At 64.6% G+C, this 11,516-nt stretch carries 10 protein-coding genes and 1 tRNA gene; 2 read left to right on the top strand and 9 right to left on the bottom strand.

Annotated features, from left to right (window positions below):
• Nucleotides 1-145: 145 nt before the first annotated feature.
• Nucleotides 146-2,611, bottom strand: coding sequence for a strawberry notch-like NTP hydrolase domain-containing protein (locus NDB2M1_RS15970; RefSeq protein ID WP_083554910.1), 2,466 nt, complete (start codon nt 2,609-2,611; stop codon nt 146-148).
• 72 nt (nt 2,612-2,683) lie between these two features.
• The gene (locus tag NDB2M1_RS15965) at nt 2,684-3,580 is read right to left on the bottom strand and encodes a DUF7146 domain-containing protein (protein WP_072383871.1); all 897 of its coding nucleotides are present in this window, start codon (nt 3,578-3,580) and stop codon (nt 2,684-2,686) included.
• Nucleotides 3,581-3,792: 212 nt separating this feature from the next.
• Between NDB2M1_RS15965 and NDB2M1_RS15960 the strand changes: the two genes are divergently transcribed.
• Both NDB2M1_RS15960 and NDB2M1_RS22130 read left to right on the top strand, forming a co-directional pair.
• Nucleotides 3,793-4,350 carry a lytic transglycosylase domain-containing protein gene (locus NDB2M1_RS15960; RefSeq protein WP_143146797.1) on the top strand — a complete coding sequence of 186 codons (558 nt, stop codon included), beginning with the start codon at nt 3,793-3,795 and terminating at the stop codon, nt 4,348-4,350.
• Nucleotides 4,351-4,364: 14 nt separating this feature from the next.
• Entirely contained in the window at nt 4,365-4,562 is a 198-nt protein-coding gene (locus tag NDB2M1_RS22130; protein ID WP_143146794.1) for a DUF5818 domain-containing protein, read from the top strand.
• A 9-nt stretch (nt 4,563-4,571) separates the two neighbouring features.
• Here NDB2M1_RS22130 and NDB2M1_RS15955 read toward each other — a convergent pair whose 3' ends face one another.
• The 7 genes from NDB2M1_RS15955 to aspS all read right to left on the bottom strand — a co-directional run bounded on the left by NDB2M1_RS15955 (nt 4,572) and on the right by aspS (nt 11,370).
• Complete coding sequence (locus tag NDB2M1_RS15955) at nt 4,572-5,825, bottom strand: tyrosine-type recombinase/integrase (RefSeq protein WP_072383870.1); 1,254 nt, start codon at nt 5,823-5,825, stop codon at nt 4,572-4,574.
• 178 nt (nt 5,826-6,003) lie between these two features.
• A tRNA-Met gene (locus NDB2M1_RS15950) sits at nt 6,004-6,080 on the bottom strand.
• A 113-nt stretch (nt 6,081-6,193) separates the two neighbouring features.
• Nucleotides 6,194-6,709, bottom strand: a complete 516-nt coding sequence (locus NDB2M1_RS15945; RefSeq protein ID WP_083554912.1) for a 2'-5' RNA ligase family protein — start codon at nt 6,707-6,709, stop codon at nt 6,194-6,196.
• A gap of 9 nt (nt 6,710-6,718) precedes the next feature.
• A complete protein-coding gene (gene mltG, locus NDB2M1_RS15940; RefSeq protein WP_072383868.1) occupies nt 6,719-7,699 on the bottom strand; it encodes an endolytic transglycosylase MltG in 981 nt (326 codons plus the stop codon).
• 26 nt (nt 7,700-7,725) lie between these two features.
• Entirely contained in the window at nt 7,726-8,982 is a 1,257-nt protein-coding gene (gene fabF, locus NDB2M1_RS15935) for a beta-ketoacyl-ACP synthase II (RefSeq protein WP_054121350.1), read from the bottom strand.
• Between the two features lie 187 nt (nt 8,983-9,169).
• Nucleotides 9,170-9,406, bottom strand: coding sequence for an acyl carrier protein (locus NDB2M1_RS15930; protein ID WP_054121351.1), 237 nt, complete (start codon nt 9,404-9,406; stop codon nt 9,170-9,172).
• 182 nt (nt 9,407-9,588) lie between these two features.
• Nucleotides 9,589-11,370, bottom strand: coding sequence for an aspartate--tRNA ligase (gene aspS / locus NDB2M1_RS15925; protein ID WP_072383881.1), 1,782 nt, complete (start codon nt 11,368-11,370; stop codon nt 9,589-9,591).
• Between the last annotated feature and the right edge of the window lie 146 nt (nt 11,371-11,516).

Below are 11,516 nucleotides of genomic sequence, written 5' to 3'. Positions count from 1 at the left end.
AGCGGCTCCTTCGACTTGGTGAGGCCGAAGAAAGAGCAATTATCTGGAGTAAAATCATGACCAATCGACGCAATCCCACGCCTCCGGCCGCAATGCTCGACATAAATGTCGACTGCAAAGAATACGTGTAATGTTGAGGTCCAGATTACACGATCTCGCGGGGGCTGAGATCGATTTCGAGCGCCTCGCGTTCCTCGTCGGTGAGATCGGCAAGACGGCGGTCGAGCATGGCCTCGGCGGTCGAGACAAGCTGGACCACGACGGCATTGCCTTCGGCAATGGCGGTATCGATGGCAGGCAGCAAGCTCGGCAGCTTCATGGACAGGAGGAGCTGCGCGAAGAAGCGCTGCTTCGTGCCCTCGAAGACCGAGAGCGCCGCGGACTTCGCACCGCTGTTGAGTGTGCCACCGGTTTCCCCATCAACGATGCGGGTGGCTTCGAGGGCCTCGCGGAGGTTTGCATGGATGATGGCCCATGCCTCGGCATAGGCATCGTAGACCGAGACCTGATCCGCACTCAGGGCATGTTCGAGAATCTCGTACTCGACCCCAGCAAACGACAGAGCGCGCGCGGTGTAGAGCCCAAGCGCCTTCAGATCGCGTGCGACGAGTTCCATCGCCGCGATGCCGCCAGCGCGGATGTCGGTGACGAACTCCTCCCGGGTGGCGAAGGCCGTTTCGGGACCCCAGAGGCCAAGCCGGGTCGCATAAGCCAGATTGTTGACGTCCGAGGCGCCGGTCGCCGAGGCGTAGAGGACGCGGGCGCGCGGCAGCAGGTTTTGCAAGCGCACGCCGGCGACACCTTGCTCCGAGCCTTTGACCTTGCCGCGCGAACCTTCGCCGCCTGCGGCATTGGCCATGGCATGGGCTTCGTCGAAGACAATCACGCCATCGAAGTCCGCCCCAACCCAGGCAAGGATCTGGTCGAGCCGGGTTGCATCGGCCCTTCCAGAGCGCAGCGTGGGATAGGTCACGAAGAGGATACCTTCCTGCATCGTGACGGGACTGCCCAGCTTCCAGGTCGCGAGCGGCTGGATGTCGATGGGCAAGCCCCCGAGTGCGGACCAGTCGCGGCGTGCATCCTCGAGCAGCGCTTCGTTCTTCGATATCCAGATATGCCGACGAAAGCCCTGAACCCAGCGATCCAGAATGACGCTCGCAACCTGGCGGCCTTTGCCGGCACCAGTGCCATCGCCGAGGAAATAGCCCATGCGATAGGCTTTACCTTCCGCGCTGGGCTTGAGGATGCAGCCCTTGTCCTCGGGCTCGAACAGTCCGGGAAGGTCACGGGCATGGGCATTCACCGCATAGATGAGGCTCTCGATCTGGGCGGCAGAGAGCAGGCCCTTTGCGATGACGTGGCCCGGAAGCTTGGGCACATTAGTCGGGACGGGCGCGGTGATTGAACCCATCGCGACAGATTCCACGAGGGGGGTCGGGTGCTCCGCAGCGCCCGCTATGGCAATCCGGCTCGGGCGGTAGGGCAGATAGTGACCGACCTGATCGGGCGTCGCAGCCGGCACTTCGAGCGCAGAGAACGCGACAGGCGATGCTCCGGCAGACGATACTGTCCGGGGCGATGGCGCCGGGACGGGTCGTGCCGACGGGCGCAGCAGCGGCAGGACGTTGATCGTCCGTCGCGGCGCGGACGATCCGGTTGCAATAGCGGCGCGCGGCGGCAGTGCGTCAACGAGCGCGCATTGTTCGCCGAAGTCCGAAGTCCGGCCGGTGAGAGTCTGGCCGCTACAGTCGACCTTGTCGATCACCAGCAGCCGCGTCGTGATCGACGTCCCATGCGCGACAAACCCGCGCTCGATTGCGACATCGAGGCGTAGGGTAGCCGGACTGGCAGTACGGTCGAGAAAGCCCGGGAGGTCGAACCACTCGGGCATGATGGCCGTAAGCCGTCCGCCCGCAGCGAGACGGTTCCATGCTGAGCGGAGGTGGCGAATGGCGGTCTTGCCATCGCGGCCCCGCTCGGCGCTCCATGAATAAGGCGGGTTCATGAGGACGACGCTGGGCCGCACGTCAGCAGGCAGGAGCTCATGAATGAGCTCGCCATCATGGCCGGTGATTGCTGCATCGGGGAACTGGTGCCCGAGGCACTCACGGCGCAGCGCTGAAATCTCGTTGAGAACGAGGCCGCTGCCGACCTTCGCTGCCCATACCGCTAGCATGCCTGTCCCGGCTGAGGGCTCTAGGACAAGGTCGCCGCTCGCGGGCGCAGCGGCGCGCGCCGCCAGCCATGCGAGGCGCGGCGGCGTCGCGAACTGCTGCAGTTCGATCTGCTCGTCACTGCGAACGGTCTGACGCGGAACGAGTGCGTCGAGCTTGTCAAACAGCAATGCCGCGTCCGCTGGACTGGAGCTCAAGGCAATCTCCGCCCTTCGCTGCAGCCAGATGATCTGCGCCAGTTCGAGCGCGGCATGAGCATCGCGGACCGACCAGCGCCCGGTAGCGTCGGTTCCGCCGAACTGGGCGCTCAGTTCGGCGTTGAGGATCGATCGTAAGATCGGCTCTGACCGGTCGAGCCGGGCGGCAAGTGCCCGCGCAACCGAGAGGACCGCAGGCTCACAGGATAGCTGCATGGCAAGAGTGGGGTGAGTGGACATGGAAAACCTCCTGACGACACCCGCGCCATGCGGGTCTCGAAAGGCTCCACGCCCCCTCCCCTCTCCTGTGGGTCAGGCTGTGACAGGCTGCCAGGCCCGCAGAACATCGTTGAAGTCAGCACCCGGCTGCTCGGGACGGTGCGTCACGATCACGCGCCCTTCCAGTTCGTAAGCGGCCCGGGCGCGGCGTTCTGCCTGTTCGCCGGCAACGTCGTGATCGATGAAGAGATGTAGCTCGCTCACGCTCTCCGGGATTGAGACCAGCCCGTAGCGTTCGGTACCGAGCGTCGCCCAGCATGGGATACCGAAGAGCTCCCGCGCGGAGAGCGCCGTCTCGATCCCCTCTGCCAGACCGAGCTTGCCGCCGCGAGGCCCATGAAGCCGCACCGCACCCCGACCAAGCGCGCCGAGAGCGCGCTTCGGCCCGTCGAACCGAGCGACCGTAAAGGTCTTGAACTCGAGAAAGGTGCGATGCAGCGCAATAACCCCGAGGTCGGTGCGCACGGCCGCGAGCAGCGCGGGCAAGAACCGCACGGCTCCCTTGGGTCCGAGCGGTGTGCGTGGGTGATACCGCAGATCGGGCGATCCCACGGAGATGCCGCGACCTGCAAGATACCGCTCGGCTGGGCTGTCCGCGAGGCACGTTGCTTCCCGCCAGAGCCGCTGGATGCTCTCGGTCGGCACGGCTTCCGGCAGAGCGGTCCGAACCACCTCCGCCTGCCCATCGAACAGGGAGGAAGCCTTCACGCCCCGCTGGGCCAGCGCAGCCAGCACGGCGTCACTCGTGCATCCGGCAAAGCAGTGGAACAGGATGGCCCGCGAACCCAGCGTCACGCTGAGCGACGGGGTGCGGTCTTCATGGGCCGGACATCGGCACATGCCGCGCGAACGCGACCAGGTGCCACCAAGGTCGGCAACGATCTGGCGAGCACGGACTTCGAGGCGATCGGTAACAAGGGCATTCGGCATCGGGCATCTCCATCAAGGATGCCACCGCCCGCGCAGCCTCCGCTCTGCGCCCATTCGAAACGCGCTTTATTGCGCGCTTTGTTCTATATATGTTCTCACGCGAGTCGGCTAGAGGAACGTTCGAGATGACCAGACTATCAGGGTGTGTCTTGCCATTGGCGCTGGGACTAGCATCGACAAGCACTGCATCGGCCGCCGAAGCTCCACTCGCGATGCCCGCACACGCTTCCAATCCTACTTCAGGCGTAACGACTCAAACTGGCCAAGGCGGGTTTGCGCTTGTGACGTTCGGTGCTTGGCCAAATCAGGAACTGAATCCGCGTCGCAGTCCATCACACCCAGTGACCGTTCGCCCTCTTCGTGCGGTGGCGGGTGGCGATAGGCCTGGGAGTTTCAGACGGGCAATCTACCTCCCCCATGTAGCCGCAGCGGAGCGACAGTTCGCGCTGCCTCCCGGACTGCTCGACGCTCTGATCTGGACAGAATCCCGTTATAACCCCTTGGCACTGAGCAGGGCAGGTGCAGCTGGCCTTGGCCAGTTGATGCCTGGAACAGCTCAGGCCCTCGGAATTGGCAATCGCTATGATCCGCTTGCCAACATCACCGGGGCTGCGCGCTATCTCAGGACGCTTCTTGACCGCTTTGGCATGGTGCATCTTGCTGTCGCTGCCTATAACGCAGGCCCGGGCGCGGTCGAGCGTGCTGGGCGAATTCCGATGAACGGTGAAACGCCGGGCTATGTACAGGATGTTCTGCGCAATTGGCGCTGAAAATGAGGGTATCAGTGAGTACAGAACGCCAGCGAATTGCTGGAACTTTGGATCGTGCCAAGCGCGGACTGATCCTCACAACCGATCAGCACGAGATCTGGGTGATTGAAGCTGAAGACAACGTTGACTCCCTCCTTGGCTCCAAGGTGATCGTCGACGGAGTGATAACTGGCATTGACCGGGTGCGCGCAGACTGGATCGGGCCACTTTGACCAAGGCGGTTACGCTGCGCGCTTGCGGCCACGCTTGATGTCGACGACCGTTCCACCGTTCAAGAAGTCCGCCCAGTCCTGCATCATGAGGCGGCGTGGTGTGAGATACTCTGCGGCGTTGTAGGCGCTGCGAACCTCGTCCTTGTCTGAGTGGGCAAGTTGCATCTCGACCCAATCCTCATGATATCGCCGGATCCAGATTGCCGGCTTGCCGAATTCGACCAGTTGTTCGTTTGCCCAAGTGCTAGCCAGTCCTCGAAAGCCGTGGACTGTCTGACGACTGTGATAGCCGAGCCGGTACAGAGCGTAGATCATCGTGTTTTCCGAAATCGGCTTGTCCGGATGAGTGCCCGGAAAGAGGTAATCGCCTGGCGATGAGGCAATCATCTTTTTGGCAATCGCAGTGGCTTGAGCGGAAAGCGGCACAAGGTGCTCGCGCCCCATCTTCATTCTGTGTGCAGGAATGCGCCAAATGGGTTCGGAGCCATTCAATCCTTCAAACTCCGACTTGACGGCGAACCGGAGTTCCTTGGTTCTGACCCAAGTCAGCAGCGCAAACATGACCGCATCACGCGTGATCGCCGAGCGCCGCTCACCCTCCTCCTGATAGCAACGCAGCTTTTCGAGAAACGCCGGGAGTTCGCTCAGCGGCAGGCGGCTCATGTGCTGAACGCGGGGCCGAGGCTTCAAGGCCCCGCGAAGGTGCGTCGTCGGATCATTGGCAGCCAGACCACATGCTATTGCGAACTGGAAAACCTGGCCAACCCCCTGCTTGGCGCGGCGGCTGATGTCGAGCGCACCGCGTTTTTCGATCTCCCGGATCATGGCGAGCACGTCAGGGGCGGTGATGTCGCTAATGGGCTTGTGGCCGAGGGCAGGAAAGACGTCCCGTTCCAACCGGGACCAAACACGCTCGGCATGAGCCGGATTGAGGGCAGACTTGCGGTTGTCGTGCCAGCGTTTCGCGACCGCCTCGAACGTTTCCAATTCTTCTCGCTGGCTCTGACCCTTCGATTGCATGGGGTCCTGACCTTGGATGAGCAGGGCTTTGGCCTCGGCTCGCCTTTCTCTGGCAGCTGAAATGCCCACCGCCGGATAAGCACCGAACGAAAGCAGCTTCTCCTTGCCCGAATGGCGGTACTTCATCCGCCAAAGCTTCGTTCCGTTTGGCTGTACGAGCAGGAACAAACCTTCACTATCTGAAAGCTTGTAAGCCCGCTCGCGTGGCTTCGCATTCCTGGCCTGAGTCTCTGTGAGAGGCATTGGGGGTATCGCTCCTTTCCGACACTCCGCGAAAATACCCCCAAAATACCCCCACACCAAATCTGGCTGCACGTGGAAGGCACAGGGCGCATGCGGACGCGAATCACCCGCAACCCTCTGCTTTTCTGCCGATTTTTGGAAAAATCCGGACCTTCGTGGAGGTCTCCGGAAACAGGATTGGTAGCGGAGGAGGGACTCGAACCCCCGACACGCGGATTATGATTCCGCTGCTCTAACCGGCTGAGCTACTCCGCCCCGAAGGGATTGCCGCGCGGGGTCAGGCAGGCTGGCCGGGCGGCGTGAGGGCGCCTATTAGGCGCGGCTTGGCGCGGGGTCAACCGGGGAAATGGGCCTTTTGCAGGGTCATTTCAGCGCGCCCGGCCGCGGAAGGCCCAGCGGCCTGCATCCTCCCATGGCCCGCCCAGCCAGCGGTGCATCGCAAGGCCTGCGAAGGTGAAACGTTCCGCGCGGAACGTGACGGCAAGCGCCGCCTGCAGCGCCCTGGCCTCCGCCCGCAGGACCTTGTTCTGCACGGTCACGTGGAGGCGCGGTTCGCCTTGATCCTGCAGCGTCAGCATGCCGTGAAAGCGTTCCGCGATCAGCCCGCGCAAGTCGAGCATGGCGGGGCTGTCGATGGCAAGGGCGGTGCCTGTGCCGAGGTCCATCACCCCGGTGAGCGCCGCGGGCACCGGCGGCATCTCTGCCGCAAGTCCCGCAAGCAGGCTGCGCGCTTCGGCCTCCAGCGAAGGCGGCAGCGCGCGCAGCAGCGTGACGTGCGCCGGCACCTGATTGCGCTCCGCCGGATAGTGCGCGCGGCGCAGGCCCTCGGCCCTGCCCTGAAGCGCTGCGGGCAGCACCGCCGTCACGACCAGCGGCGCCCGCATCATCGCGCCCTATAGCTCCCCGCGCGCACGGCGCAGCGCGAACCAGCGGGCGACGTTGGCATTGTGCTCTTGCAGCGTCGCGGCGAACACGTGGCCGCCCTTCCCGTCGGCCACCATGAAGAGCACGTTGGTCTTTGCCGGGTGCAGCACTGCCTCGATCGAGGCCTTGCCCGGATTGGTGATCGGCGCCTTGGGCAGGCCGACCATCGTGTAGGTATTGTAGGCGTTGACCGCCTGGATCTCCGACTGGCGGATGCGGCGCCCCAGCGGCTTGCCCTTGGTGATCGGGTAGATGATCGTCGGATCGGCCTGGAGCATCATCCCCTGCCGCAACCGGTTGGAATAGAGCCCCGCCACCATCCGCCGCTCGGACGGCTTGCCCGTCTCCTTCTCGACGATCGAGGCGAGGATCACGGCTTCTTCCGGGCTGCGCGCCACGGTATCGCTCGCGCGCTCGGCCCAGAGCTTCTCCAGCACGCGCGCCATCGCCTGCTGCATGCGCATGGCGACCGCGGTGCGGCTCTCGCCGCGCTGGAAAGCGTAGGTATCCGGGAGGACCGAGCCTTCCGCCAGCGTCGGCACCGCGCCAGTCAGCAGCGTGACCTTGGCGAGGCGCTCCTGCACCATGATCGAAGGCATGCCTTCGGGCACGGTGACCATGCGCCGTACCTCGCCGCCCTCGCCCTGCAGGATCGCCAGCACGGCCGAGCCGCTGGCATGCGCCGGGATCGAGTACTCACCCGCCTTCAGTGGCTCGCTCCCGCCCAGCAGACGCGCCCGCAGGCGGAACGTGCTGGCCGAGGCGACGATGCCTTCGGCCTCCAGCTTCTCCGCCACGCCGGCCAGCGTCGCACCATCGGGCACGGAGAATGTGGTCTCCTTGACCAGCGGGCCGCTGCCGTACCAGCCGTAGAGGAAGTGGACGCTCCACGCGCCCACCACCAGCAGCACGGCCAGCGCAATGATCCTGAGGCGGCCAGACTTTCGCATCGGACGCCGCCTCCTGCGCTGCGGGCTCAGATCGCCTTCACGATCACGCTGGCGTTGGTGCCGCCAAAGCCGAACGAGTTGTTGAGCGCCGCACGCACCACGCGCTTCTTGGCGACCTTGGGCACGAGATCGACGCCTTCGGTGCCTTCATCCGGGTTGTCGAGATTGAGCGTCGGCGGCACGATCTGGTCGCGGATCGCCAGCACGCAGAAAATCGCCTCGACCGCGCCGGCACCGCCGAGCAGGTGGCCGATGGCGGACTTCGTGCTGCTCATCGAAGCCCCCGAAAGATCGGGGCCCAGCACGCGCTTCACCGCGCCGAGCTCGATCGTGTCGGCCATCGTCGAGGTGCCATGGGCGTTCACGTAGTCGATGTCGCCCGGCTCCATCCCCGCCTTGCGCAGCGCCATGCGCATCGCCAGTTCCGCACCCTTGCCTTCGGGGTGCGGCGCGGTGACATGGTAGGCGTCGCCCGAGAGGCCATAGCCCACGACTTCGGCATAGATCTTCGCGCCGCGCGCCTTGGCGTGCTCGTATTCCTCGAGAACGAGGACACCCGCGCCCTCGCCCATCACGAAGCCGTCGCGGTCCTTGTCATAGGGGCGGCTCGCTTCTTCCGGACGGTCGTTGAAGCTGCAGTTGAGCGCGCGGGCCTGCGCGAAGCCGGCGACGCCGAGCGGGTTGATCGTGCTTTCCGAACCGCCCGCCAGCATCACATCGGCATCGCCGTCGCGGATCATGCGCGCCGCGTCGCCGATCGAGTGCGCGCCGGTCGAGCAAGCGGTGACGACGGCGTGGTTGGGGCCCATCAGGCCGTACTTGATCGAGACCTGGCCCGAGATCAGGTTGATCAGGCGGCCATGGACGAAGTGCGGGGAGACGCGGCCGGGGCCCTTCTCGTGCAGCACGATCGATTCGTGCTCGATCCCCGGCAGACCGCCGATGCCCGAACCGATCGAGCAGCCCGTGCGCATCTTGAGATCGTCGTCCATGTCGGCCAGGCCGGCGTCTTCGAGCGCCTGTCCGGCGGCATCGATGCCATAGACGATGAACGGATCGACCTGGCGCTGCACCTTGTGATCGACGCGCTTGTTCGCGTCGAAGCCCCACGGATGGTCCGCCGGCTTCACCTCGCAGGCGATCAGGCACTTCTGGCCTGTCGTATCGAAGCGGGTGATCCGCCCCGCGCCGGACTTGCCGGCGATAAGGTTGGCCCAGGTGGTTTCGACATCGCCGCCCAGCGGGGTGACGAGGCCAAGTCCGGTGATCACGACACGGCGCATTGCAGTCTCCGAAACGTCCGCCACGATATGGGCAGACGGACCTTTAAGCACAACAGGCCCAGACCCTTTCGGGGCCGAGCCTGTCGAAGCCCCGGCGGATCAAGGCCGGGGGACGACCGACGTTCCCGTCATGCCGCAAAAAGCCTGCACAACGGGAAGGTTCGGACGGGTGGGCAATCCGAAAGGATCAGCCCTTGTTGTCGTCGATGTACTTGATCGCGTCCGACACGGTGGCGATCTTCTCGGCCGCGTCGTCGGGGATCTCGACACCGAATTCTTCTTCGAAGGCCATGACCAGCTCGACGATGTCGAGGCTGTCGGCACCGAGATCGTCGATGAAGCTCGCGTCTTCGGTGACCTTGTCGGCCTCTACCCCGAGGTGCTCGACAACGATCTTCTTCACGCGGTCGGCGGTATCGCTCATTCTTTTGCCCCTTCAAGGAACTGGGTTGGTATCATCAAATCCGGCCTTCGCCCTAATGTCCCGATTGCAGGCTGGCAAGTGGCCCAGTGCATAGGAGCCATGCAGACGAAGTGTGCGTTATGCGTGACGAGCCGTGAGACTTGTGGACAAACCGCGCGATTGCGCCACTTGCCCCAAGTCGCTCAGCCCTTCGAGGGTTCCACCGTGCGCAGATGAAGTTCACGCAGCTGCGTGTTGGTCGCCGGCGAAGGCGCCCCCATCAGTAGGTCCTCGGCGCGCTGGTTCATCGGGAACAGCGTGATCTCGCGCAGGTTCTGCGCGCCGCAGACCAGCATGACGATGCGGTCCACGCCCGCCGCCATGCCGCCGTGCGGCGGAGCGCCATACTGGAAAGCGCGGTAGAGCCCGCCGAAGCGCTCCTCTACATCCGCCTTGGTGAGGCCGACGAGCTCGAACGCCTTGACCATCAGCTCAGGCGACTGGTTGCGGATCGAACCCGAGGCGATTTCGTAGCCGTTGCACACGAGGTCGTACTGGAACGCCTTGATCGAAAGCGGGTCCTTGCTCGTCAGCGCCTCCATCCCGCCCTGCGGCATCGAGAACGGGTTGTGCGCGAACTCGACCTTCTTGGCATCCTCGTCCCACTCGTAGAACGGGAAATCGACGATCCAGCACAGCGCGAAGCGGTCCTTGTCGATCAGGCCCAGCTGCTCGGCGACGCGTGTACGCGCCGCGCCCGCCAGCTTGGCCGCCTGCTCGGGCTTGCCCGCGGCAAAGAACAGGCCGTCATCCGGGCCGAGGCCAAGCGCCGCGTAGAGCGCTTCCATGCCCTCTTGCCCGTGGTTCTTGGCAATCGGGCCGCCGAACTCGCCGCCCTTGCGGGTCACATAGCCGAGCCCCGCATGGCCTTCGCCGCGCGCCCATTCGTTCATGTCGTCGAAGAACTTGCGGCTCTTGTCCGCCGTCCCCGGCGCCGGGATCGCGCGCACCGTGCCGCCGCCCGCGACGATCTTTTCGAACAGGCCGAAGCCCGAAGTCGTGAAGTGGCTCGCCACATCGCTGATGATCAGCGGGTTCCTGAGGTCCGGCTTGTCCGAACCATACTTCAGCATGGCGTCATCATATGCAATGCGCGGAAAGCTGCCCGAGGGCGTCACCGGCTTGCCGTTCGCAAACGTCTCGAACACGCCGCCGATCACCGGCTCCATCGTCTCCCACACTTCTTCCTGGGTGACGAAGCTCATCTCGAGATCGAGCTGGTAGAACTCGCCGGGCAGACGGTCGGCGCGCGGGTCCTCGTCGCGGAAGCACGGCGCGATCTGGAAGTAGCGGTCGAAGCCCGCCACCATCAGCAGCTGCTTGTACTGCTGCGGCGCCTGCGGCAGCGCATAGAACTTGCCGGCATGGATGCGGCTCGGCACGAGGAAGTCGCGCGCGCCTTCGGGGCTCGAGGCGGTGAGGATCGGCGTCGAATACTCGGTGAAGCCCGCATCTTCCATGCGGCGGCGCATGTCGCGGATCACCTTGGTCCTGGTCATGATGTTGGCATGCAGCGTCTCGCGCCGCAGATCGAGGAAGCGGTAGCGCAGGCGGATATCCTCGGGATAGTCCTGCTCGCCCGCCACCGGCATCGGCAGTTCTTCGGCCGCCGAAAGCACCGTGGCGCCGCGCGCATAGACTTCGATCTCGCCCGTCGCGAGCGCGGGATTGATCGTGCTCGCACTGCGGGCCTTCACTTCGCCGTCGATGGTGATCACGCTTTCGGTGCGCGCAGCCTCCAGAATGGCCAGCGCCGCGCTGTCGCTGTCGGCCACGATCTGGGTGATCCCGTAGTGATCGCGCAAGTCGATGAACAGCACGCCGCCATGGTCGCGCTTGCGGTGCACCCAGCCCGACAGACGCACGTTCTGCCCGACATCCGCCTGTGCCAGCGCGCCGCAGGTGTGAGAACGATATGGATGCATGAGGATAGGTTCCAATTTGGCTGGCAAACCGGCCAGCATTCGGGCAGGGAATGGATGCGGCCAAGAGGCGATGGCCGCGAATTTGTCAAGCCGCAGGCCCCGGACGGGGTCACCACCAGCACCGGTCGGGCATGAGGGTCCGGCCC

The sequence above is a fragment of the Novosphingobium sp. NDB2Meth1 genome (assembly GCF_900117425.1).
Taxonomy (GTDB): domain Bacteria; phylum Pseudomonadota; class Alphaproteobacteria; order Sphingomonadales; family Sphingomonadaceae; genus Novosphingobium.
The sequence above is the reverse complement of the archived record's forward strand: the minus strand, read 5'-3'. Positions and strand labels throughout refer to the sequence as shown.

What these genes read in the sequence shown, in the direction of transcription:
- NDB2M1_RS15970 (WP_083554910.1), bottom strand. Translation starts at nt 2,611, where the DNA reads ATGTCCACTCACCCCACTCTTGCCATGCAGCTATCCTGTGAGCCTGCG.
- NDB2M1_RS15965 (WP_072383871.1), bottom strand. Translation starts at nt 3,580, where the DNA reads ATGCCGAATGCCCTTGTTACCGATCGCCTCGAAGTCCGTGCTCGCCAG.
- NDB2M1_RS15960 (WP_143146797.1), top strand. Translation starts at nt 3,793, where the DNA reads ATGCCCGCACACGCTTCCAATCCTACTTCAGGCGTAACGACTCAAACT.
- NDB2M1_RS15955 (WP_072383870.1), bottom strand. Translation starts at nt 5,825, where the DNA reads ATGCCTCTCACAGAGACTCAGGCCAGGAATGCGAAGCCACGCGAGCGG.
- NDB2M1_RS15945 (WP_083554912.1), bottom strand. Translation starts at nt 6,709, where the DNA reads ATGCGGGCGCCGCTGGTCGTGACGGCGGTGCTGCCCGCAGCGCTTCAG.
- mltG (WP_072383868.1), bottom strand. Translation starts at nt 7,699, where the DNA reads ATGCGAAAGTCTGGCCGCCTCAGGATCATTGCGCTGGCCGTGCTGCTG.
- fabF (WP_054121350.1), bottom strand. Translation starts at nt 8,982, where the DNA reads ATGCGCCGTGTCGTGATCACCGGACTTGGCCTCGTCACCCCGCTGGGC.
- NDB2M1_RS15930 (WP_054121351.1), bottom strand. Translation starts at nt 9,406, where the DNA reads ATGAGCGATACCGCCGACCGCGTGAAGAAGATCGTTGTCGAGCACCTC.
- aspS (WP_072383881.1), bottom strand. Translation starts at nt 11,370, where the DNA reads ATGCATCCATATCGTTCTCACACCTGCGGCGCGCTGGCACAGGCGGAT.